Genomic DNA, 22,012 nt, shown 5'->3' on the forward strand with positions numbered 1-22,012 from the left:
GGCTTGAGATTATTCTTAACTTACAGGCATTGGGCCCAGCGCCGGTTTTTTCGTTTTTGGGACGTTGCGAATTTTTAAACGGGTGGCTGGCGATACGCAGGTTGGTCAACCGAGATGTCAGGCACCCGGCGCACCCGAAAGTGCCCCGCGCACCGCCCGCCATACAAGTCGTCGAGTAAATCACTTTCCCCAACCCATAAAAACCCCCGAAGGGCCAAACCCTCCGGGGTCATGTGTTTCCATCGCTTACAGCTTGGCGATGGACACCTCGGTGGATTTCACAAAGGCGATCACTTCGCTGCCGATCTGCAGTTCCAGCTCTTTCACCGAACGGGTGGTGATCACCGAGGTGACGATGCCCGAAGCGGTCTGTACGTCGATTTCCGAGAGCACGTCGCCGGTGACGATTTCCTTGATGGTGCCCTTGAACTGGTTGCGAACGTTGATGGCTTTGATGGTCATGGTATTTCTCCTGGGGTCGAAATAAGCCACAAGCTTCCAGCTTCAAGCTGCAAGCAGGAATGTGGCGCTTCTACTTGCAGCTTCAAGCTCGTCGCTTGCCGCTGCTCTTCTCCTACAACGCCCAACGCAACTGCGTGGGCAAGGGCGATACAGGTTCCGGCTCCGGCGGTACGCCAGGCAGCGACAGCACCCGGTTCAACACTTCGGTCTCCAGCGCCGCAAGACGATGGGAACCGCGCACCCGGGGGCGTGGCAATTCGACGTGCAGGTCCAGTCCGACCTGGCCGTCTTCGATCAGGATCACCCGGTCGGCAATCGCCACGGCTTCACTGACGTCGTGGGTCACCAGCAACACGGTGAAACCATGCTGCTGCCAGAGACGTTCGATCAGTTGCTGCATTTCGATCCGGGTCAGGGCGTCGAGGGCCCCCAGCGGCTCGTCCAGCAACAGCAAGCGCGGTTTGTGAATCAGGGCGCGGGCCAGGGCTACACGTTGTTTCTGGCCACCGGACAGCGCCGCCGGCCATTCATGGGCACGGTCTGCCAGGCCGACCGCTTCCAGGGCTTCCAGGGCCTGCGCACGCCAGTTGCCCTTGAGGCCGAGGCCGACATTGTCGATAACCTTTTTCCACGGCAGCAGGCGCGCTTCCTGGAACATCAACCGGGTGTCGTCGCGGGCTTCGCTCAGGGCTGCTGAGCCGGCCAGCAGCTCGCCGTCGGTAGGTTGGTCGAGGCCCGCCAGCAAGCGCAGCAGGGTGCTTTTGCCGCAACCGCTGCGGCCGACCACGGCGACAAACTGCCCGGCCGGGATATGCAGGTCGATCTCGCGCAGCACCTGGCGCTGGCCGAAGGTTTTCTGCAGGTTGCGCACCGCCAGCGGAATACCCCGCAGCAGGCGTGGAGGTTGTTGAGCCGTCATTGCGCACCGCCCTTGTTCACTTGATAGGCCGGGTGCCAGCGCAGCCAGACCCGTTCCAGGCCCCGCGCGGCGAGGTCCGCCAGTTTGCCGAGGACGGCATAGAGAACGATGGCCAACACCACCACGTCGGTTTGCAGGAATTCCCGGGCATTCATCGCCAGGTAGCCGATCCCGGAACTGGCTGAAATGGTTTCCGCGACGATCAGCGTCAGCCACATGAAGCCCAGGGCAAAGCGCACGCCCACCAGGATCGAAGGCAGGGCGCCGGGCAGGATCACCTGGCGAAACAGGCTGAAACCGGACAGGCCGTAGCTGCGGGCCATTTCCACCAAGGCAGGGTCGACGTTGCGGATGCCGTGGTAAGTGTTGAGGTAGATCGGGAACAGGGTGCCCAGGGCCACCAGGAAAATCTTCGCCGACTCATCGATGCCGAACCACAGGATCACCAAGGGAATCAGCGCCAGGTGCGGTACGTTGCGGATCATCTGCACCGAGCTGTCGAGCAGGCGTTCGCCCCATTTCGACAAGCCGGTGATAAAGCCCAGGGCCAGGCCGATGGCACCACCGATGGTGAAACCGATACCGGCGCGCCAGCCGCTGATGGCCAGGTGTTTCCAGATCTCACCGCTGCGCACCAGCGCGACACCGGCTTCGATCACCGCGCTCGGCGCGGGCAGGATCCGGGTCGACAGCCAGCCGGCCGACACCGACAGTTGCCACACCGCCAGCAACAGCACGGGCAGAGCCCAGGGCGCGAGCTTGTGGGTGATTTTCGTCAAGGTCGTCATGGCGCAGCCTCAGCTCTGGGACGCCGCTTTGGGCAGGATGTCGTTGGCGACCATCTCACCGAAGGGGCTGACGTAACCGGCGCTTTTCGGCAGTTCCGGACGCTCGATATCCAGGTGCGGGAACAGCAATTCAGCCACCTTGTACGACTCTTCCAGATGGGGATAACCGGAGAAGATAAAGGTGTCGATGCCCAGGTCCGCGTATTCCTTGACCCGTGCGGCGACGGTCGGGCCATCGCCCACCAGCGCCGTGCCGGCACCGCCGCGCACCAGGCCGACGCCGGCCCAGAGGTTGGGGCTGACTTCCAGGTTGTCGCGGCTGCCGCCGTGCAGGGCGGCCATGCGTTGCTGGCCGACGGAGTCGAAGCGCGCCAGGGATTTCTGCGCACGGGCGATGGTCTCGTCGTCCAGGTGGGAGATCAGTTTGTCCGCCGCTTGCCAGGCCTCGGCATTGGTTTCGCGAACGATCACATGCAGGCGAATACCGAAGCGCACGGTGCGCCCGAGCTTGGCGGCCTTGATTCGCACCTGCTCGATTTTCTCGGCGACGGCGGCGGGCGGTTCACCCCAGGTCAGGACCATTTCCACCTGCTCGGCGGCGAGGTCCTGGGCGGCTTCCGACGAGCCGCCGAAGTACAGCGGTGGACGCGGTTGCTGGATCGGCGGGTAGAGCAGCTTGGCGCCTTTGACGCTGATGTGCTGGCCGTCGTAGTCGACGGTTTCGCCTTCCAGCACGCGACGCCAGATGCGGGTGAATTCCACCGAAGCCTGGTAGCGCTCTTCGTGGCTGAGGAACAGACCGTCGCCGGCCAGTTCATCCGGGTCGCCGCCGGTCACCAGGTTGAACAGTGCACGGCCGCCGGACAGTCGGTCGAGGGTCGCGGCCTGCCGCGCCGCCACCGTCGGGGAGATGATCCCGGGGCGCAGGGCGACCAGGAATTTCAGTCGTTGGGTCACCGGGATCAGCGAAGCGGCCACCAGCCAGGAGTCTTCGCAGGAGCGTCCGGTGGGGATCAGTACGCCACCGAAACCGAGACGGTCGGCGGCCTGGGCCACCTGCTGCAGGTAACCGTGGTCAACGGCGCGTGCGCCTTCGGCGGTGCCAAGGTAATGGCCGTCACCGTGGGTAGGCAGGAACCAGAAAATATTGAGGCTCATGGAGTGGTCTCCTAAGGAATACGGTTCAAAGTGCTTTGGCGACGGTGGCCGGAGGCGTCCAGATCACGTCCTTGATGCTCAGCGGCTTGGGAATCAATTTGAGCTGGTAGAAGCTGTCGGCGATTTTCTGTTGCGCCGCCACGATGGCCGGGGTGAGGAATTGCGCGCCATAGCCCTGGCGTTTCACCGAGATCAGGGTGATGTCGGCGGGCAGGCCGAGCAGCGGCGCCACTTGGGTGGTGACTTCCTCGGGGTTGGCCTTGGACCAGTCGCCCACGGCACGGACTTCCTCCACCAGGGTCTTGATCACGTCAGGGTGTTTTTCGGCGTAGGGGCGGGTCGCGAGGTAGAACTGGTTGTTGTCCACCAGACCGGTGCCATCACGCAGGGTGCGGGCGTGCAACTGTTGCTCGGCGGCAGCCTGGTACGGATCCCAGATGACCCAGGCGTCGACGCTACCGCGTTCGAAGGCGGCGCGGGCATCGGCGGGTGCCAGGTACACGGTGTTGATATCGCTGTATTTCAGGCCGGCGTCTTCGAGGGCGCGGACCAGCAGGTAATGGACGTTGGAGCCTTTGTTGAGGACGACTTTCTTGCCCTTGAGGGCCTGCACCGATTGGATCGTCGAGTCCTTGGGCACCAGGATCGCTTCGCTGCTGGGGGCCGGTGGTTCGGAGGCGACATAGAGCAGGTCGGCACCGGCCGCCTGGGCGAACACCGGCGGGGTTTCGCCGGTCACGCCGAAGTCGATGGAGCCGACGTTCAGCCCTTCAAGCAGTTGCGGGCCGCCGGGGAACTCGGTCCATTGCACTTGCACGCCTTGGGCGGCAAGGCGTTTTTCCAGGGTGCCCTTGGCCTTGAGCAGCACCAGGGTGCCGTATTTCTGATAACCGATCCGAAGCGTCTCGGCTTGAGCTTGAGTGATGGCGCCGAAGGTGACAGCCGCAGCAAACAGAGCGACCAGACCACGACGCAAAATGACAGGGCGCATGGCGCTCTCCTTTTTGCGGTGAGGGTTTTGGCTGCACCTGCTTGCCCGTTGGCGGGCGAGTAAGGTCAGTACATCGATATCGGGTAGAACGGCTCAGATGCTCCAGCGAGCGGTGAGCAGGCGATCATTGAGCAGGCTCGGGTCCAAGGGCTTGGGACGGCGCGCCAGGGCGCTGTGGAACTGTTCCAGGGCCTCGCCCAGGCGTTGTTCCAGAGCGGGTGCCAGCTGGGCCTGGGCGCTGCCTTCGCCATAGGCGATCTGGCTGTCCTCGGCGAAGATGCCGTGGAGCATTTCCTGGGCCTTGAGGGCCGAGAGCACCGGCTTGAGGGCGTAGTCCACCGCGAGCATATGGGCGATGCTGCCGCCGGTGGCCATGGGCAGGACCACCTTGTGGCTCAGGGCGCGTTCGGGGAGCAGGTCGAGCAGGGTTTTCAGGGCGCCGGAGAACGAGGCCTTGTACACCGGCGTGGCGATGACCAGGCCATCGGCGTTTTCGATCTGTTGCAGCAGCTCGACGATCTGCGGGCTGCCGAAGCGCGCATGGAGCAGGTCTTCGGCCGGGAAGTCGCGGACCTGGTAACTCACCACTTCCACGCCTTGTTCGATCAGCCAGCGCCGGGCCTGGTCCAGCAGTACCCCGGAGCGTGATCGCTGGCTGGGGCTTCCTCCAAGTGTGACAACCAGCATGCCGGTAATTCCTTGAGCGTTTGTCGGTGATTCGCGGGCTGCGATCTCATCAGGATGGACAGACCATACCAGCTGATTTATATATCCATAAATCTCATTTTTTCATTTGTTTATTCTTTAAATGAATATGAGGCCGGCTTTCTTCCAGGCAAAAAAACAGGCCGTCGAAACGGCCTGAAACCCCTGCATCGTGAGTCGGTAAAAAAGTGCTGTCAGCGATTGGGCTGCGGCGTCAGGCGCAGATACGGTTTCACCGCGCGGTAGCCTTTCGGGAAGCGTTTCCTGATTTCGTCTTCGTCCTTGAGCGATGGCACGATGACCACCTCGTCACCGTCCTGCCAGTTGGCCGGGGTGGCCACCTTGTAGTGGTCGGTGAGCTGCAAGGAGTCGATCACCCGCAGGATCTCGTGGAAATTGCGCCCGGTGCTGGCCGGGTAGGTGATGGTCAGCCGCACCTTCTTGTTCGGATCGATCACGAACAGCGAGCGTACGGTGAGGGTGTCGTTGGCATTCGGGTGAATCAGGTCGTAGAGGTCGGAGACCTTGCGGTCGGCATCGGCCAGGATCGGGAAGTTGACCACGGTGTGTTGGGTCTCGTTGATGTCCTCGATCCACTTGTGGTGCGAGTCCACCGGGTCCACCGACAGGGCGATGGCCTTGACACCGCGCTGGGCGAATTCGTCCTTGAGCTTGGCGGTAAAGCCCAGCTCCGTGGTGCACACCGGGGTGAAGTCCGCCGGGTGGGAGAACAGCACGCCCCAACTGTCGCCGAGCCACTCGTGGAAACGAATCGTGCCGGCGCTGGAATCCTGTTCAAAGTCGGGGGCGATGTCGCCGAGTCTTAGGCTCATGGTGCTGCTCCTGGTGAGTGCGTGATGAGCCTACTGTGCCTGCTGTGGGGTTTATTTAAAAAGAATAAATATCGATTTATTTAGAGCTTAATTGAATATTAAAAAGTTCTTCATTGGACGCAGGCGGCGCGCAGGAGCACTCTTGTCCACAGCTTGTGAGAGGGCTAAGGGGATGTAACTCAGTGGGGTACTGGGGCGCCGTGATGTCGAAGGTTGGCGTTCGAGTCGAAGCTGAGAGGTAGTGTTAAGCAATACGTGAAGCACTCAGCCCGGCATTGCGCCGGGCTGAGTGTGGATCTCGACTTTAAACGATCACGCTTACAGCAGCGGGATCGAGTAGCTGACGATCAGACGGTTTTCGTCTTGGTTCGGAGTCGCTACGTTGGTACGCCACATCGCGTTTTTCCAGGACAGGCCGACGTTTTTGAAGGTGCCTTCTGGAACAACGTAGGAAACGGTGATATCGCGTTCCCACTCGGTTTTGTCGCCAGTGGTCGACTGGATGTTGTCGCCATGCAGGTAGATAACGCCAGCGGTCAGGCCAGGTACACCCACCTTGGCGAAGTCATAGGCGTAGCGAGCTTGCCAGGTGCGCTCGCCAGCACGGGCGAACTTCTGGATCTGCATGTCGGTGATGGTGCTGTTGGACGAGCCGTCACCCTGGTTCAGCCAAGGGAAGTCGCTGTCGCCTTTGGTGTACTGGTAGCCGGCACCAAAGGTGTGGCCGGAAACCGAGTACAGGGCCAGGTAGCTGTACAGGTCGTTGTCGACCTTGCCAGCAGTCTGGACGGCGTTGTCCGGGTAGTAGCCGGAGGTGAAGTAGCCGGTGGTATTGGCATTGGCACCGTTGTCACGGCTGCGGTAGTAACGCAGGTCGCTTTTCAGGACGCCAGGGCCGATGGCCCAGTTGTGCACCAGACCCAGGAAGTTCTGCGAGTAGAAATCTTTCAGCTCGCCGAAGTAGTACGAAGCGACCAGATCCTTGGTGATCTTGTAGTCGGCACCGGCATACTGGAATTTGTTGCTGAACTTACCGGTGTCATAGTTGGAGCTTTTGTTGGCGCCAGCGATGGACAGATCTGCGTCGTCGCTGGAGTTACGGCCCTTGGCTTTTTCAACCTGGCCGAGGGTCAATGTCAGGTCCTTGATCTCGTTAGACTTGATCTCGCCACCTGTGAAGGTTTGTGGCAGCAGACGACCATCGTTGTACTTGATCACTGGGTTGTTCGGCAGCAACGTGCCGATCTTCAGTTCGGTCTGCGAAACACGGACTTTGCCGGTCAGACCCAGGCTACCAAAATCGTTGACTGCCTTGGAGTTTTTACCGCCAGTTGTTTCGGTCGGGAATACTGTACCGCCCGAGGTTGTCGTCGTTGCCCCGTTGGAGCCACGACCAGTATCCAAGCGGATGGCTTCCAGGCCGATCACATCCAGGCCGAAACCTACAGTGCCTTGGGTGTAGCCGGAGTTGAAGCGCAGATCGAAGCCCTGACCCCATTCGGAGGCCAAGCTTTGAGCAGGTTTCCCGCTACGGTTATCGTTGTTGATGTAGAAGTTACGCAGACCCAGGGTCGACGTCGCGCCTTCGATAAAACCTTTGGCATCCGCTTGCCCATCGGCATATGCGTGTTGTGCCAAAACGCCTACGGCCACAGCCAGGGCCAAGGTGGACTTCTTCATGGTACAGCTCCTCTCATTTCTAATTTTTGTGTGTCTTGGCCGGGGATCTAGCGTCCCTTGATAGCCACAGATGCGCGATTAGCACCAGATCGTGACTGGTAAGTCAATCGTAACAAACCATGTCTAGACTTTGGTCTAGCTCGCCGTAAATTTGGTCCCTGCAGGGTAATGAAATTCTTCATAAACCCAAAAAGAACTATTTCGTCCTTTTTAAGACGATTCAGGAATAAAAAGCCCGAAGATTAACCCAGGCCTGAGGTCTGTTTCGGCCTCCAGACTTATTTCTGAAAAGCATTTTTAGCCTCTTTTTTAGAGCAGTCCGTATTTGAGATAAGTTCTCAGGGACAGGAAAGTTCAAAAAGGCGACGCAATCATGGCTAAACGCTGCCACTCCCGTCAATTTATTACAGCATTTGGCTGATTAAGCCGGACGGTTGACACCTTGCCGCGCAAAGAACCATAGAAGAAAAAACGCGGATTGCACTTTCATTCGTCGGTTTTAGTTCTTCCACGGACCGCCCTGCGGGCCACGGCCAGCCTGGCCCCGGAGGGTGGCGGCTGGCCAGTATTGGAAGTTTAGGGCTCCGCGCCGTTAACGCGGCGGTAGCGGTAATATTTTGACTCATAAGCTAATGCTAATAAGTTATTTATTTTAAGATTCTTAGATCATTTAGTCTCTCTACATGCCGATTCCCGGTCGCCTGTCGAGGAACTTGTCCCATGAAACTTCATTCTCCCTTCCGCCTCCTGGCGGCCTTGTCCCTGGCCGGGGCCAGCTTGTTTGCCCAGGCTGCCGATGTGACCGTGGCCTACCAGACCACGGTCGATCCGGCGAAGGTTGCCCAGGCCGACGGCGCTTATGAAAAAGCCACCAAAGCCAAGATCGACTGGCGCAAATTCGACAACGGCGCCGACATCATTGCCGCCATCGCTTCGGGTGATGTGCAGATCGGTTACCTCGGTTCCAGCCCGCTGACCGCGGCCATCACCCGCAAGGTGCCGGTGGAAACCTTCCTGATCGCCACCCAGATCGGCGGTGCTGAAGCCCTGGTGGCCCGTGACGGCTCCGGGATCAATTCGCCCCAGGACCTGATCGGCAAGAAAGTCGCCGTGCCTTTTGTCTCCACCGGGCACTACAGCCTGCTGGCCGCATTGAAGCACTGGAACATCGACCCTTCGAAAGTACAGATTCTCAACCTCGCGCCGCCGGCCATTATTGCTGCCTGGAAACGCGGTGATATCGACGCCACTTACGTTTGGGACCCGGCACTGGGTGTGGCCAAGGAAAACGGCAAGGTGCTGATCACTTCCGGCGAACTGGCCAAGCTGGGCGCGCCGACCTTCGATGCCTGGATCGTGCGCAAGGACTTCGCCGAGAAGCACCCGGAGATCGTCAAGGCCTTCGCCAAGGTCACCCTGGATGCCTACGCCCAGTACCGCAAGGACCCGCAAGCCTGGCTGGCGGAAAAGGGCAATATCGACAAGCTGGTGAAGCTCTCCGGTGCCAAGGCGTCGGATATCCCCCAACTGCTGCAAGGCAACGTCTATCCGCTGGCGGCTGATCAGGTCAGCGTGCTCGGCAAGCCGACCGCCCAGGCCATCACCGACACCGCCGCGTTCCTGAAAGAGCAGGGCAAGGTCGACGCCGTGCTGCCGGACTACGCGCCTTTCGTCAGCGCCCAGTTCATCACTAACTGATTCCGCCGAGGAGCCGCCGTCATGGCCTTGTTACAGCTGGAGCGCATCAGCGCACAGTACCCCGGCGCGGCCGAGCCGGTGCTGGCGGACATTTCCCTCAGCCTCGGCCCCCAGCAACTGCTGGTGGCACTCGGGCCTTCGGGGAGCGGCAAGACTTCGCTGTTGAACCTGATCGCCGGCTTCGTCGAACCGAGTGCCGGGCGCATCACCCTCGACGGCGTGCCCGTCAAGGGCCCGAGTGCCGAGCGCGGCGTGGTGTTCCAGGATGACGCCTTGTTGCCCTGGCAGGATGTGCTGGCCAATGTCGGCTTCGGTCTGGAGTTGGCGGGCGTGCCCCGGCAACAGCGCGAAAGCCGCGCCCGGGAGATGCTGGCGCTGGTGGATCTGGCCGGCTTCGACGCGCGTCGGATCTGGCAACTTTCCGGTGGTCAGAAACAGCGTGTCGGCCTGGCCCGCGCCCTGGCGGCGGACCCTCGGGTCTTGCTGATGGACGAGCCGTTCGGCGCCCTCGATGCCTTTACCCGCGAACAGATGCAGGAGTTGTTGCTGCAAGTCTGGCGCCGCACCGCCAAGCCGGTGTTCCTGATTACCCACGATATAGAAGAGGCGGTTTTTCTCGCCACCGACCTGATTCTGCTGGCACCCAATCCGGGGCAGATCGTCGAGCGCCTGAGCCTGGATTTCGGTCAGCGCTACAGCGCCGGTGAATCGGCCCGGGCCATCAAGTCCGATCCGCGTTTTATTGAAACCCGCGAGCATGTGCTGGCCCGTGTGTTCTCCCAACGCAGCGCCGCCCAGCGGCAGGAGTTCGTATGAGCAGCTATGAATTGCCGGTGACACTGGCGAGCCAGTCGAAAGGCGTGCCGGTGCGCCGCAGCCTGAGCACCCGCTGGATCAGTGTGCTGACCCTGCTGACCTTGCTCCTGCTCTGGTGGGCGGTGACGGCCGCGGGCCTGATCGAGCCGTTGTTCCTGCCTGCGCCTGGCGCGGTGCTGGGCAAAGGCTGGTTGCTGGCGACCAAGGGCTATATGGACTCGACCCTGTGGCAGCACCTGGGGGCGAGTCTGGGGCGTATCGGGTTGGGCCTCGGTTTTGCGGTGCTGACCGCGGTGCCCGTGGGCATTGCCATCGGCCACAACCGTATCGCCCGGGGTATTTTTGATCCGCTGATCGAGTTCTACCGACCTATCCCACCGCTGGCCTATCTGCCCCTGATCGTGATCTGGTGCGGGATCGGCGAGTTGTCGAAAGTGCTGCTGATCTACCTGGCGATTTTTGCCCCGATCGCCATCGCCACGGCCACCGGTGTGCGTACCGTCGACCCGGCCAAGCTGCGGGCCGCGCAATCGTTGGGGGCCACTCGTGCCCAGCTGATTCGCCATGTGATTGTGCCCAGCGCCTTGCCGGACATTCTCACCGGCGTGCGCATTGGCCTCGGTGTCGGTTGGTCGACCCTGGTGGCCGCCGAGTTGATTGCCGCCACCAGCGGCCTGGGTTTCATGGTGCAGTCGGCGGCGCAGTTCCTGGTGACCGATGTGGTGGTGCTGGGGATCCTGGTGATCGCGCTGATCGCCTTTGCCATGGAGATGGGCCTGCGCGCCCTGCAACGCAAGCTGGTGCCGTGGCACGGCCAGGCCCACTGACAGACCGCAACGTAATGACCACGCCGACAGCCTGGCGCGTATTTGAAGAGATCGATCATGAGCCTGACCATTACTCCCCTGAGCGCCGCCCTGGGCGCACAGATCGACGGCGTTGCCCTGAATCGTCCGTTGACCGTTGAGCACCGCGACGCGATCCAGCAGGCGTTGCTCAAGTATCAGGTGCTGTTCTTCCGTAACCAGCCGCTGGACCCGGCACAACAGGTGGCGTTCGCGAGGTATTTCGGCGACCTGCATATTCATCCGATCTACCCGAACGTGCCTGAGCAGCCCGAGGTGATGGTCCTCGACACGGCGCTGACCGACGTGCGCGACAATGCGATCTGGCACACCGATGTCACCTTCCTGCCGACCCCGGCACTGGGTGCGGTACTCAGCGCCAAGCAACTGCCGGCGTTTGGTGGCGACACCCTGTGGGCCAGCGGAATCGCGGCGTTCGAGGCGTTATCGGCGCCGTTGCGGCAACTGCTGGACGGGTTGACGGCCACGCATAACTTCATCAAGTCGTTTCCCCTCGAGCGCTTCGGCAATACGCCTGAAGACCTGGCGCGTTGGGAGGAGACCCGCAAGAAAAATCCACCGCTGTCACACCCGGTGATCCGCACGCACCCGGTGAGCGGGCGCAAGGCGTTGTTCGTCAATGACGGTTTCACCACCCGTATCAACGAGCTGGAAGAAGCCGAGAGCGAGGCGATTCTCAAGTTGTTGTTTGCCCATGCGACGCGCCCGGAGTTCACCATTCGCTGGCGTTGGCAGGAAAATGACGTGGCTTTCTGGGACAACCGCGTGACCCAGCATTATGCGGTGGACGATTACCGGCCGAACCGGCGGGTGATGCACCGGGCGACCATCCTTGGCGATGCGCCGTTCTGACCTTCTGTTGATAGCGCGTTAGAGCGGGTGTTCGCGCCGGGGCAGGTAAGGCGGCAAATACAGTCCCAGATAGGCATCGAATACCCGCATTCCTTCCTCCGCCATACGTGGCGTGATCTGGTCGTGCAGTTGCACCGAGCGCGCATAGACCCGATCCCCCAGCTCCATCGCCAGGGCGAACACATCGACCTCCGTCGGCAGCGCCGGCAATTCGAAATGCCGGATAAACAGCTTGTGCATCAGGTCGCCGAGCTCGATGTCGTGCTGGCGGTCGGCCTGGGTGACCTCGGTCAGGCCGTGTTGCGCGAGGATCAACTGACGCGCCGCCGCATCCTCTTCGTAGATGTTCAGCATCCGCTGTTCCACCAGCCGTGACAGGTCACGCCAGCTGGTGAGGGCCTGATGATCGATGGGCGCCTCCAGGGTGGCCCGGAAGGCCGCGTGGACGTCGTTGGTCAGGGCTTCGAGCAGGGCCGGGACGCTGGCGAAAAAGTGATAGACCGAAGACGGCGGGATTTCGGCGCGTTCCGCCACGCTGTAGATCGACAGACTGGCCACGCCTTCGGCGGCAAGCAAGGTGCGGGCGGCGTCGAGGATCGAGTCGATCCGGGCCTGGCTGCGTGCACGGGGTTTGCGAGCGGTGGCGGGGCGGGACATGGGCTTCTCCGACAAGGGCAGCGGGCATTGTACGCGAGGACGGTTGCGGGGTGTCTGTGAGTACGCCATCGCCGGCAAGCCGGCTCCCACGGGGTTTGCGTCGTACCGAATGTTGCACCCGCCGCTGAAGTTGTAGGAGCCGGCTTGCTGGCGATCCGCCGATAGGCGGGCACAAAAAAACGCCGCAGGCGCGAGGCCTACGGCGTTCTTCTTTATCGCGGCAACCGCTTACACGGTATGCAGGTACCAGTTGTACTCGAGGTCGGAGATGGAGTGTTCGAACTCCTCCAGCTCGCTCTCTTTACAGGCCACGAAGATATCGATGTATTTCGGATCGATGTACTTGGCCATGATCTCGCTGTCGTCCAACTCGCGCAAAGCATCGCGCAGGTTGTTCGGCAGACTCTGCTCGTTCTGCTCGTAGCTGTTGCCTTCCACCGGAGCGCCCGGCTCGATCTTGTTGGTCAGGCCGTGGTGCACGCCCGCCAGGACCGAAGCCATCAGCAGGTACGGGTTGGCATCGGCACCGGCGACCCGGTGTTCGATGCGCACGGCGTCTGATGAACCGGTCGGTACGCGGATCGCCACGGTCCGGTTATCCAGGCCCCAGCACGGCGAGTTCGGCACGTAGAACTGGGCGCCGAAACGACGGTAGGAGTTGACGTTCGGGCAGAGGAAGGCCATCTGCGCCGGTAGGGTCTCGAGCACACCGCCGATCGCGTGACGCAGCGCGGCGTTCTGCTCGGGATCCTCACTGGCAAAAATATTTTTGCCTTCTTTGTCGAGAATCGAGATATGGACATGCAGCCCGTTGCCTGCCTGGCCCGGGTAAGGCTTGGCCATGAAGGTGGTGTCCATCTCATGGTCGTAGGCGATGTTCTTGATCAGGCGCTTGAGCAGGACCGCGTAGTCGCAGGCCTTGATCGGGTCGGCCACGTGGTGCAGGTTCACTTCGAACTGCGCCGGGGCACTTTCCTTGACGATGGCGTCAGCCGGGATGCCTTGCTCTTTGGCACCTTCGAGGATGTCCTGGAGGCAGTCGACGTATTCGTCGAGGTCGTCGATCAGGTAGACCTGTGTCGAGTGCGGGCGTTTGCCGGAGATCGGCGAGCGGGGCGGTTGTGGGCGGCCGTTCACGTTCTCCTGGTCGATCAGGTAGAACTCCAGTTCGAACGCGGCGCAGATGGTCAGGCCGAGTTCGTCGAACTTGCTCACCACTTGCCGCAGGACTTCCCGAGGGTCGGCGAAGAAAGGTGCACCTTCGATTTCATGCATGGTCATCAGCAGTTGCGCGGTCGGGCGCTTTTGCCAAGGTTCATTGCACAGGGTGTCGGGGATCGGATAACAGATTCGGTCAGCATCACCGATGTCCAGACCCAGGCCGGTGCTTTCTACCGTCGAGCCGTTGATATCCAGGGCAAATAGAGAGGCAGGCAGGTTGATGCCTTTCTCGTAAACCTTGTGGAGGCTGGTGCGTTCGATGCGCTTGCCGCGCACCACACCATTCATATCCGCAATTAGAAGGTCTACGTACAGAACCTCAGGATGATCCTTAAGGAACGCGTTCGCTTCGTTAAGCTGAACGGCACGCGGGGGTACCGACATGATGCAACACCTTTGTTGTTAAAAATATCAATCATTGATCTTTTCTGGTTTCAGTCAACCCGAACGGCATGCCGAAGTCAAGCGAGGCCTTTTTTGCCCTGAAAAAGCGCTCGAAGGGCTTTTTTGCGGCCTTTTGGGGCGATTTTTTGGGCGGGGCACTCTCCGGCACCGCAGGCTTGAGCGGGTCGTGTTGTATTTTTTACGGGGGTGTTGTGTAAAAAAATGAACAAGGCTAAGCTCGATTAAAACCCATAACAGCAATAATACCGGGGTGCTTCATGTCTCGCCTGCCGTTGATCGGCGTTACCGCATGCTCCAGACAGGTCGGATTGCAGGCTTATCCCATCAGTGGCGACAACGATGTCCGTGCTGTGGCTGTAGCAGCCAAAGGGCTGCCGCTGATTCTTCCTTCCCTGGGCGAATGGCTTGAACCGTCCGATATTCTCGACGGTCTGGAGGGGCCCCCATTTACCGGCTCTTGCGCCAACGTCAATGCGCATTTGCACGGCGGCCCGGCCAGCGCTCCGGGCACTGCTCATGATTCTGCACGCGAACGCACTACCCTGCCGTTGATCCGCACCGCTGTGGCGGCGTGCATTCCGGTGCTCGGCGTTTGCCAGGGCTTCGAGGACATGAACATGGTTTTCGGCAATATCGGTCGAAAGCGGATTTTTCAACGCGACGCCGATACGCCAAGGAATGCCTGACTGATAATAGACGTCAGGAACCCCAACCCAGAGGCACTTATGAGTAACAACCTCGACCAGCTCACCGATTGGTTGAAAGACCACAAGATCACAGAAGTCGAATGCATGATTGCCGACCTTACCGGCATCACCCGGGGCAAGATCTCGCCGACCAACAAGTTCATTGCCGAAAAAGGCATGCGCCTGCCCGAGAGCGTGTTGTTGCAGACCGTGACCGGCGACTACGTCGAAGACGACATCTATTACGAGCTGCTCGACCCGGCCGACATCGACATGATCTGCCGCCCCGACAGCAACGCGGTGTATCTGGTGCCCTGGGCCATCGAACCCACCGCCCAGGTGATCCACGACACCTACGACAAGCAGGGCAACCCCATCGAGCTGTCGCCACGCAACGTGCTCAAGAAGGTCCTGGCACTCTATGCCGCCAAGGGCTGGCAGCCGATCGTGGCGCCGGAAATGGAGTTCTACCTGACCAAGCGCAGCGACGACCCGGACTACCCGTTGCAGCCGCCGATCGGCCGTTCCGGACGCCCGGAAACCGGTCGCCAGTCCTTCTCCATTGAAGCAGCCAACGAATTCGATCCGCTGTTCGAAGACGTCTACGACTGGTGCGAACTGCAGGAGCTGGACCTCGACACGCTGATCCACGAGGACGGCACGGCGCAGATGGAAATCAACTTCCGGCATGGCGACGCGCTGTCCCTGGCCGACCAGATCCTGGTGTTCAAGCGCACCATGCGTGAAGCGGCGCTCAAGCACGACGTGGCGGCGACCTTCATGGCCAAACCCATGACCGGCGAACCCGGCAGCGCCATGCACCTGCACCAGAGCATCATCGACATCACCACCGGCAAGAACGTCTTCTCCAATGAAGACGGGACCATGAGCCAACTGTTCCTGCATCACATCGGTGGCCTGCAGAAACTGATCCCCGAGCTGTTGCCGCTGTTCGCGCCGAACGTCAACTCGTTCCGCCGCTTCCTGCCGGACACCTCGGCGCCGGTGAACGTCGAATGGGGCGAAGAAAACCGTACCGTCGGCCTGCGGGTACCGGATGCCGGCCCACAGAACCGTCGCGTGGAAAACCGCCTGCCGGGCGCCGACGCCAACCCGTACCTGGCGATTGCTGCAAGCCTGCTGTGTGGCTACATCGGTATGGTCGAAGGCCTGAACCCGAGCGCCCCGGTGGTTGGTCGTGGTTACGAACGCCGCAACCTGCGCCTGCCGCTGACCATCGAAGACGCCCTGGAACGGATGGAAAACAGCAAGACCATCGAGAAATACCTGGGCAAAAAATTCATCACAGGCTACGTCGCGGTCAAGCGGGCCGAGCATGAAAACTTCAAGCGCGTCATCAGTTCGTGGGAGCGGGAATTCCTGCTCTTCGCCGTCTGATGTGTCGGGCGCGGCGGTTCATAGCCGCGCCTTCACTGGAATCTAGGAGATCCGTATGACCAGCAACAACCCGCAAACCCGTGAGTGGCAAGCCCTCAGCAGGGATCACCACCTGGCCCCCTTCAGCGACTTCAAACAGCTGAAAGAGAAAGGCCCGCGCATCATCACCCATGCCAAGGGCGTTTATCTCTGGGACAGCGAAGGCCACCAGATCCTCGACGGCATGGCGGGTCTCTGGTGCGTGGCCATCGGCTACGGTCGTGATGAACTGGCCGATGCCGCCAGCCAGCAGATGCGCGAGTTGCCGTATTACAACCTGTTCTTCCAGACCGCCCACCCGCCGGTGCTGGAGCTGGCCAAGGCCATCTCCGAGATCGCACCCGCAGGCATGAACCATGTGTTCTTCACCGGTTCCGGCTCCGAAGGCAACGACACCATGCTGCGCATGGTCCGCCATTACTGGGCGATCAAGGGCCAGCCGAACAAGAAGGTCATCATCAGTCGCAAGAACGGCTATCACGGTTCCACCGTGGCCGGCGCGAGCCTGGGCGGCATGACCTATATGCACGAACAGGGCGACTTGCCGATCCCGGGCATCGTCCACATCCCGCAACCGTACTGGTTCGCCGAGGGCGGTGACATGAGCCCCGAGGAGTTCGGGGTCTGGGCCGCCAACCAACTGGAAGAAAAGATTCTCGAGCTGGGTGTCGACAACGTCGGCGCCTTTATCGCCGAGCCGATCCAGGGCGCGGGTGGGGTGATCGTGCCGCCGGACAGCTACTGGCCGCGGATCAAGGAAATCCTCGCCAAGTACGACATCCTGTTTGTCGCCGACGAAGTGATCTGTGGTTTCGGCCGCACCGGTGAGTGGTTCGGCAGTGACTTCTACGGCCTCAAGCCGGACATGATGACCATCGCCAAGGGCCTGACCTCCGGCTACATCCCCATGGGTGGCCTGATCGTGCGTGACGAAGTGGTCGCGGTGCTCAACGAAGGCGGCGACTTCAACCACGGCTTCACCTATTCCGGCCATCCGGTGGCCGCCGCCGTAGCCCTGGAAAACATCCGTATCCTGCGCGAAGAAAAAATTATCGAGCGGGTCCAGAGCGAAACGGCACCCTATTTGCAGAAACGTCTGCGGGAACTGAACGATCACCCGTTGGTGGGTGAAGTTCGCGGTGTGGGCCTGTTGGGCGCCATCGAACTGGTCAAGGACAAGGCCACCCGTGCACGGTATATCGGCGCAGGCGTCGGCATGATCTGCCGACAGTTCTGCTTTGATAATGGACTGATCATGCGTGCCGTCGGCGACACCATGATCATCGCGCCGCCACTGGTGATCAGCAAAACCGAGATCGACGAGTTGGTGGCGAAGGCGCGCAAGTGCCTGGATCTGACCCTGAGTGCGTTACAGGGCTAAGTGCTAGGCTCTGAGCCGGAAGTAAGGTGTAGGTACTTTCGCTCAGAGCAATCAGAAAGGGTGGTCTTTTCTTGAAAGGCTGCCTTGGATCTTGCCAGACTACCCCCACTGTTTCGAGTTGCCCTGGAATCGGCCGCCGAACAGCGGGTTAAAAAGAATAATTGGAGCATGACGCATGAAGGCATTAGGTAAGAACGTAGCCGGCAAGACTCTCCTCGCGCTGTCGTTGGCGGGTGTCATGGCGGGCGCAGCTCACGCGGACGACAAGGTGCTGCACGTTTACAACTGGTCTGACTACATCGCACCGGACACCGTTGCAAATTTCGAAAAAGAGACCGGCATCAAGGTGGTCTACGACGTCTTCGACAGCAACGAAACCCTGGAAGCCAAGTTGCTGGCCGGCAAGTCCGGTTACGATATCGTTGTGCCATCCAACAACTTCCTGGCCAAGCAGATCAAGGCCGGCGTCTACCAGGAACTGGACAAGTCGAAACTGTCCAACTACGGCAACCTGAACCAGTCGTTGCTCAAGGCCGTCTCGATCAGCGACCCGGGCAACAAACACGCCTTCCCGTACATGTGGGGCTCGATCGGCATCGGCTACAACCCGGAGAAGGTCAAGGCCGCCCTGGGCGTGGACAAGATCGATTCCTGGGACGTGGTACTCAAGCCTGAGAACCTCGCCAAGCTGAAAAGCTGCGGCGTGAGCTTCCTCGATTCGCCGACCGAAATGCTGCCGGTGGCCTTGCATTACCTGGGTCTGCCGACCGACACCCAGAAAAAGGACGATCTGAAGAAAGCCGAAGATCTGTTCCTCAAACTGCGTCCGTCGATTTCCTACTTCCACTCGTCCAAGTACATCTCTGACCTGGCCAACGGCAACATCTGCGTCGCCATCGGTTATTCGGGCGATGTCCAGCAGGCCAAGTCCCGTGCCGCCGAAGCCGGTGACAAAGTCAAAGTTGCCTACAGCATTCCGAAAGAAGGCGCCGGCAGCTTCTACGACATGGTGTCGATCCCTAAAGATGCGGAAAACACCGAAGCGGCCTACAAGTTCATGAACTACCTGCTCAAGCCGGAAGTCATGGCGGCGATCACCGACAGCGTGCGTTTCCCTAACGGTAACGAGAAGGCGACGGCGTTGGTCGACAAGAGCATCACCAGCGACCCGGGCATCTACCCGCCAGCGGATGTGCAGGCCAAGTTGTATGCCATCGCCGATCTGCCAGCGGCGACCCAGCGCGAAATGACCCGCAGCTGGACCAAGATCAAATCGGGTAAATAAGTCGATTTGAGATAACCCACGGGAGTTGCGCAGCCTTGGGCAACTCCCGCGGATTTCCAGAGGATCTCCACGTGTCTATTTCTTTCTTTCGCAAAGCCATGCTGGCGGGCGCAGGCCTGACCTTGGCGGTCAGTGTGCAAGCGGCACCGACCGTGCATATTTATAACTGGTCGGATTATATCGGGCAGACCACCCTGGCGGACTTCCAGAAGGCCACCGGCATTGTGCCGGTCTATGATGTTTTCGATTCCAACGAAACCCTGGAAGGCAAGTTGCTGGCCGGCCACACCGGCTACGACGTGGTGGTGCCGTCCAACCATTTCCTCGGCAAGCAGATCAAGGCGGGCGCGTTCCAGAAACTCGACAAGGCGCAGTTGCCGAACTACGCGAACCTCGATCCGGCGTTGATGAAACGCCTGGAAAAGAACGACCCGGGCAACCAGTACGCCGTGCCTTATCTGTGGGGCACCAACGGCATCGGTTACAACGTCGAGAAGGTCAAGGCGGCGCTGGGTGTCGACAAGATCGACTCCTGGGCGGTGCTGTTCGAGCCGGAGAACATCAAGAAGCTCTCCAAATGCGGCGTGGCGTTCCTCGATTCCGCCGATGAGATGCTGCCGGCGGTGCTCAACTACATGGGCCTGAGCCCCAACAGCACTAATGAAAAAGACTACAAGCTGGCCGAAGAGAAGCTGCTGAAGATCCGTCCTTACGTCACCTACTTCAACTCGTCCAAGTACATTTCCGACTTGGCTAACGGCGAAATCTGCGTGGCGGCCGGGTTCTCTGGCGACGTCTTCCAGGCCAGGAAGCGCGCCGAAGAAGCCAAGAAAGGCGTGAACATCGCCTACGCGATTCCCAAGGAAGGCGGTAACCTCTGGTTCGATATGCTGGCGATCCCCCGGGATGCCGGCAACGTCAAGGAGGCCCATGCCTTTATCAATTATCTGCTCAAACCTGAAGCGATTGCCCAGGTCAGCGATTATGTCGGTTATGCCAACCCGAACCCAAAGGCTGGCGATCTGATGGATCAGTCTGTGCGCACCGACGAAGCGGTTTACCCACCGCAAGCCGTATTGGACAAGTTGTATGTCAACGCTGAACTACCCCCGAAGATCCAACGCTTGATGACCCGCAGCTGGACCAAGGTCAAGTCGGGCATGTGATGCCCGTGGGTCGAACCATTCAAAGCCGGGTCACCCAGGCCCGGCGGCTAAATCTTGTTGGGAGTTTTACAAATGGCAGTTGCCTCCGGCGCCTATAAGAAAGCCCTCGAGGGCGACCAGACACCCAAGCAGGTGTTGGTCAAGATCGACAGGGTCACGAAGAAGTTCGATGAGACGATTGCCGTGGACGATGTGTCCCTGGAAATCAAGAAGGGCGAGATCTTCGCCCTGCTCGGCGGATCGGGTTCGGGTAAATCCACCTTGCTGCGCATGCTCGCCGGCTTCGAGCGCCCGACCGAAGGGCGGATCTTCCTCGATGGCGTCGACATCACCGATCTGCCGCCCTATGAGCGGCCGATCAATATGATGTTCCAGTCCTACGCCTTGTTCCCACATATGACTGTGGCGCAGAACATTGCCTTCGGCCTGCAGCAGGACAAGATCCCCAAGGCCGAGATCGATGCCCGCGTGGCTGAAATGCTCAAGCTGGTGCAGATGAGCCAGTACGCCAAGCGCAAGCCGCATCAACTGTCCGGTGGCCAGCGTCAGCGCGTGGCCCTGGCGCGCTCCCTGGCCAAGCGGCCGAAGCTGTTGTTGCTCGATGAACCGATGGGCGCGTTGGACAAGAAGCTGCGTTCGCAAATGCAGCTTGAGCTGGTCGAGATCATCGAGCGCGTCGGCGTGACTTGCGTCATGGTGACCCACGACCAGGAAGAAGCCATGACCATGGCTGAACGCATCGCCATCATGCACCTGGGTTGGATCGCCCAGATCGGCAGCCCGATCGACATCTACGAAACCCCGACCAGTCGTCTGGTCTGCGAGTTCATCGGCAACGTCAACATCTTCGAAGGTGAAGTGGTGGACGACGCCGAAGGTTATGCGCGGATCGCCAGCCCGGAGCTGGAGCGCGATATCTACGTCGGCCACGGGGTCAGTACCTCGGTGCAGGACAAACGTGTCACCTATGCGATTCGCCCGGAAAAACTGCTGGTGACCCCGGTGCCGCCGACCGGCGAGTACAACTGGTCGCGGGGCAAGGTCCACGATATCGCCTACCTGGGCGGCCACTCGGTGTTTTACGTCGAGCTGCCTTGCGGCAAGCTGGTGCAGTCCTTTGTCGCCAACGCCGAGCGCCAGGGCGCGCGGCCGACCTGGGGCGATGAAGTCTACGTCTGGTGGGAAGACGACAGCGGCGTGGTATTGCGCTCATGAAACTCAAATCCCTGGTGCAACGAATAACCCCCAGTGGCCGGCATGCGGTCATCGGGATTCCGTTCCTCTGGTTGTTCCTGTTCTTCATGCTGCCGTTCTTCATCGTCCTGAAGATCAGCTTCGCCGAAGCGGACGTGGCGATTCCGCCGTACACGCAGATCTACAGCTTCGTTGAGCAGAAGCTGCAGATCATCCTCAACCTCGGCAACTACACGATGCTGGGGGACGACGACCTGTACCTGGCGGCCTACCTCGGGTCACTGAAGATGGCTTTCTTCAGCACGATGTTGTGCCTGTTGATCGGCTATCCGATGGCCTATGCCATTTCCCGGGCGCGCAAGGAATTGCAGACCGTGCTGGTGCTGCTGATCATGATGCCGACCTGGACCGCGATCCTGATTCGCGTCTACGCCTGGATGGGGATTCTCAGCAACAACGGGTTGTTGAACGCTTTCCTGATGTGGACCGGGCTGATCAGCGAGCCGTTGCAGATCCTCAATACCAACCTCGCGGTGTATATCGGCGTGGTGTATTCGTATCTGCCGTTCATGATCCTGCCGCTCTACGCCAACCTGGTGAAACACGACCAGAGCCTGCTGGAAGCCGCCTCGGACCTGGGTTCGAGCACCTTCAACAGCTTCTGGAAGATCACCGTGCCGCTGTCGAAGAACGGCATCATTGCAGGCGCAATGCTGGTGTTTATCCCGGGGATCACGAACTCACCCACCACCGGGATAAACACCAGCATTGCGCCTGCAATGATGCCGTTCTTCGACAGCGGCACGGTGATC

The 22,012-nt window shown here is 60.4% G+C and carries 19 protein-coding genes and 3 pseudogenes; 11 read left to right on the top strand and 11 right to left on the bottom strand.

The genetic code is table 11. From position 1 onward, the window contains the following. Positions 1–246: 246 nt before the first annotated feature. The 8 genes from HX866_RS32550 to HX866_RS32585 form a co-directional block, all read right to left on the bottom strand. Positions 247–462: a TOBE domain-containing protein gene (locus tag HX866_RS32550; protein WP_017125347.1), complete on the bottom strand. Its 216-nt coding sequence runs from the start codon at positions 460–462 to the stop codon at positions 247–249. A gap of 112 nt (positions 463–574) precedes the next feature. Further along, positions 575–1,381 carry an aliphatic sulfonates ABC transporter ATP-binding protein gene (gene ssuB, locus HX866_RS32555; RefSeq protein ID WP_177141158.1) on the bottom strand — a complete coding sequence of 269 codons (807 nt, stop codon included), beginning with the start codon at positions 1,379–1,381 and terminating at the stop codon, positions 575–577. Further along, positions 1,378–2,169, bottom strand: a complete 792-nt coding sequence (gene ssuC, locus HX866_RS32560) for an aliphatic sulfonate ABC transporter permease SsuC (RefSeq protein WP_177141159.1) — start codon at positions 2,167–2,169, stop codon at positions 1,378–1,380. The genes ssuB and ssuC overlap by 4 nt, the downstream gene beginning before the upstream one ends. 9 nt (positions 2,170–2,178) lie before the next feature. Next, positions 2,179–3,327 carry an FMNH2-dependent alkanesulfonate monooxygenase gene (ssuD, locus tag HX866_RS32565; RefSeq protein WP_177141160.1) on the bottom strand — a complete coding sequence of 383 codons (1,149 nt, stop codon included), beginning with the start codon at positions 3,325–3,327 and terminating at the stop codon, positions 2,179–2,181. A 25-nt stretch (positions 3,328–3,352) separates the two neighbouring features. Next, entirely contained in the window at positions 3,353–4,318 is a 966-nt protein-coding gene (locus tag HX866_RS32570; RefSeq protein WP_177099390.1) for a sulfonate ABC transporter substrate-binding protein, read from the bottom strand. 93 nt (positions 4,319–4,411) lie between these two features. Then, complete coding sequence (ssuE, locus tag HX866_RS32575) at positions 4,412–5,005, bottom strand: NADPH-dependent FMN reductase (protein ID WP_177091090.1); 594 nt, start codon at positions 5,003–5,005, stop codon at positions 4,412–4,414. A gap of 212 nt (positions 5,006–5,217) precedes the next feature. After that, complete coding sequence (locus HX866_RS32580; protein WP_177124116.1) at positions 5,218–5,856, bottom strand: peroxiredoxin; 639 nt, start codon at positions 5,854–5,856, stop codon at positions 5,218–5,220. 318 nt (positions 5,857–6,174) lie between these two features. Then, positions 6,175–7,536, bottom strand: coding sequence for an OprD family porin (locus HX866_RS32585; protein WP_177099386.1), 1,362 nt, complete (start codon positions 7,534–7,536; stop codon positions 6,175–6,177). Between the two features lie 720 nt (positions 7,537–8,256). Here HX866_RS32585 and tauA point away from each other — a divergent pair. Genes tauA through tauD form a run of 4 tightly spaced genes read left to right on the top strand, consistent with a single transcriptional unit; the run spans position 8,257 to position 11,768 of the window. Beyond that, positions 8,257–9,234 (top strand): taurine ABC transporter substrate-binding protein, encoded by a 978-nt coding sequence (gene tauA, locus HX866_RS32590; protein WP_177091084.1) that lies wholly within the window; start codon positions 8,257–8,259, stop codon positions 9,232–9,234. A gap of 21 nt (positions 9,235–9,255) precedes the next feature. Next, complete coding sequence (gene tauB / locus HX866_RS32595; protein ID WP_177124117.1) at positions 9,256–10,050, top strand: taurine ABC transporter ATP-binding subunit; 795 nt, start codon at positions 9,256–9,258, stop codon at positions 10,048–10,050. Then, a complete protein-coding gene (gene tauC / locus HX866_RS32600; RefSeq protein ID WP_177091080.1) occupies positions 10,047–10,877 on the top strand; it encodes a taurine ABC transporter permease TauC in 831 nt (276 codons plus the stop codon). Before tauB ends, tauC begins: the two co-directional genes overlap by 4 nt. A 57-nt stretch (positions 10,878–10,934) precedes the next feature. Next, a complete protein-coding gene (tauD, locus tag HX866_RS32605) occupies positions 10,935–11,768 on the top strand; it encodes a taurine dioxygenase (RefSeq protein WP_177141161.1) in 834 nt (277 codons plus the stop codon). An 18-nt stretch (positions 11,769–11,786) separates the two neighbouring features. Here the strand turns inward: tauD and HX866_RS32610 are convergent, their stop codons facing one another. Then, a complete protein-coding gene (locus HX866_RS32610; RefSeq protein ID WP_177141162.1) occupies positions 11,787–12,425 on the bottom strand; it encodes a TetR/AcrR family transcriptional regulator in 639 nt (212 codons plus the stop codon). 228 nt (positions 12,426–12,653) lie between these two features. Further along, positions 12,654–14,030 (bottom strand): glutamine synthetase family protein, encoded by a 1,377-nt coding sequence (locus HX866_RS32615; RefSeq protein ID WP_177091074.1) that lies wholly within the window; start codon positions 14,028–14,030, stop codon positions 12,654–12,656. A gap of 278 nt (positions 14,031–14,308) precedes the next feature. Here HX866_RS32615 and HX866_RS32620 point away from each other — a divergent pair. The 7 genes and pseudogenes from HX866_RS32620 to HX866_RS32650 form a co-directional block, all read left to right on the top strand. After that, positions 14,309–14,707, top strand: a pseudogene (locus HX866_RS32620) (gamma-glutamyl-gamma-aminobutyrate hydrolase family protein); the annotation flags it as partial. Between the two features lie 69 nt (positions 14,708–14,776). Next, the gene (locus tag HX866_RS32625; protein ID WP_177091070.1) at positions 14,777–16,135 is read left to right on the top strand and encodes a glutamine synthetase family protein; all 1,359 of its coding nucleotides are present in this window, start codon (positions 14,777–14,779) and stop codon (positions 16,133–16,135) included. Between the two features lie 55 nt (positions 16,136–16,190). Continuing rightward, the gene (locus HX866_RS32630; RefSeq protein WP_177141164.1) at positions 16,191–17,555 is read left to right on the top strand and encodes an aspartate aminotransferase family protein; all 1,365 of its coding nucleotides are present in this window, start codon (positions 16,191–16,193) and stop codon (positions 17,553–17,555) included. A gap of 175 nt (positions 17,556–17,730) precedes the next feature. After that, positions 17,731–18,840: a polyamine ABC transporter substrate-binding protein gene (locus HX866_RS32635; protein WP_177091066.1), complete on the top strand. Its 1,110-nt coding sequence runs from the start codon at positions 17,731–17,733 to the stop codon at positions 18,838–18,840. Positions 18,841–18,911: 71 nt separating this feature from the next. Next, positions 18,912–20,006, top strand: coding sequence for a polyamine ABC transporter substrate-binding protein (locus tag HX866_RS32640; protein WP_177091064.1), 1,095 nt, complete (start codon positions 18,912–18,914; stop codon positions 20,004–20,006). A gap of 72 nt (positions 20,007–20,078) precedes the next feature. Further along, positions 20,079–21,221 (top strand): ABC transporter ATP-binding protein, encoded by a 1,143-nt coding sequence (locus HX866_RS32645; protein WP_177091062.1) that lies wholly within the window; start codon positions 20,079–20,081, stop codon positions 21,219–21,221. Further along, positions 21,218–21,934: pseudogene (locus HX866_RS32650) on the top strand (ABC transporter permease subunit); the annotation flags it as partial. The gene HX866_RS32645 and the pseudogene HX866_RS32650, both read left to right, overlap by 4 nt. On the opposite strand, the pseudogene HX866_RS34525 reads toward HX866_RS32650, so the two are convergent. Next, positions 21,928–22,012, bottom strand: a pseudogene (locus HX866_RS34525) (hypothetical protein); the annotation flags it as partial. The pseudogenes HX866_RS32650 and HX866_RS34525 sit on opposite strands and share 7 nt — an antisense overlap.

Origin of the sequence: Pseudomonas gingeri (assembly GCF_013386165.1) — a bacterium.
GTDB classification, from domain to species: domain Bacteria; phylum Pseudomonadota; class Gammaproteobacteria; order Pseudomonadales; family Pseudomonadaceae; genus Aquipseudomonas; species Aquipseudomonas gingeri_C.

Bases quoted from the DNA above. Each gene is read 5' to 3' on its own strand.
- HX866_RS32550 (WP_017125347.1), bottom strand. From the start codon at position 462: ATGACCATCAAAGCCATCAACGTTCGCAACCAGTTCAAGGGCACCATC.
- ssuB (WP_177141158.1), bottom strand. From the start codon at position 1,381: ATGACGGCTCAACAACCTCCACGCCTGCTGCGGGGTATTCCGCTGGCG.
- ssuC (WP_177141159.1), bottom strand. From the start codon at position 2,169: ATGACGACCTTGACGAAAATCACCCACAAGCTCGCGCCCTGGGCTCTG.
- ssuD (WP_177141160.1), bottom strand. From the start codon at position 3,327: ATGAGCCTCAATATTTTCTGGTTCCTGCCTACCCACGGTGACGGCCAT.
- HX866_RS32570 (WP_177099390.1), bottom strand. From the start codon at position 4,318: ATGCGCCCTGTCATTTTGCGTCGTGGTCTGGTCGCTCTGTTTGCTGCG.
- ssuE (WP_177091090.1), bottom strand. From the start codon at position 5,005: ATGCTGGTTGTCACACTTGGAGGAAGCCCCAGCCAGCGATCACGCTCC.
- HX866_RS32580 (WP_177124116.1), bottom strand. From the start codon at position 5,856: ATGAGCCTAAGACTCGGCGACATCGCCCCCGACTTTGAACAGGATTCC.
- HX866_RS32585 (WP_177099386.1), bottom strand. From the start codon at position 7,536: ATGAAGAAGTCCACCTTGGCCCTGGCTGTGGCCGTAGGCGTTTTGGCA.
- tauA (WP_177091084.1), top strand. From the start codon at position 8,257: ATGAAACTTCATTCTCCCTTCCGCCTCCTGGCGGCCTTGTCCCTGGCC.
- tauB (WP_177124117.1), top strand. From the start codon at position 9,256: ATGGCCTTGTTACAGCTGGAGCGCATCAGCGCACAGTACCCCGGCGCG.
- tauC (WP_177091080.1), top strand. From the start codon at position 10,047: ATGAGCAGCTATGAATTGCCGGTGACACTGGCGAGCCAGTCGAAAGGC.
- tauD (WP_177141161.1), top strand. From the start codon at position 10,935: ATGAGCCTGACCATTACTCCCCTGAGCGCCGCCCTGGGCGCACAGATC.
- HX866_RS32610 (WP_177141162.1), bottom strand. From the start codon at position 12,425: ATGTCCCGCCCCGCCACCGCTCGCAAACCCCGTGCACGCAGCCAGGCC.
- HX866_RS32615 (WP_177091074.1), bottom strand. From the start codon at position 14,030: ATGTCGGTACCCCCGCGTGCCGTTCAGCTTAACGAAGCGAACGCGTTC.
- HX866_RS32625 (WP_177091070.1), top strand. From the start codon at position 14,777: ATGAGTAACAACCTCGACCAGCTCACCGATTGGTTGAAAGACCACAAG.
- HX866_RS32630 (WP_177141164.1), top strand. From the start codon at position 16,191: ATGACCAGCAACAACCCGCAAACCCGTGAGTGGCAAGCCCTCAGCAGG.
- HX866_RS32635 (WP_177091066.1), top strand. From the start codon at position 17,731: ATGAAGGCATTAGGTAAGAACGTAGCCGGCAAGACTCTCCTCGCGCTG.
- HX866_RS32645 (WP_177091062.1), top strand. From the start codon at position 20,079: ATGGCAGTTGCCTCCGGCGCCTATAAGAAAGCCCTCGAGGGCGACCAG.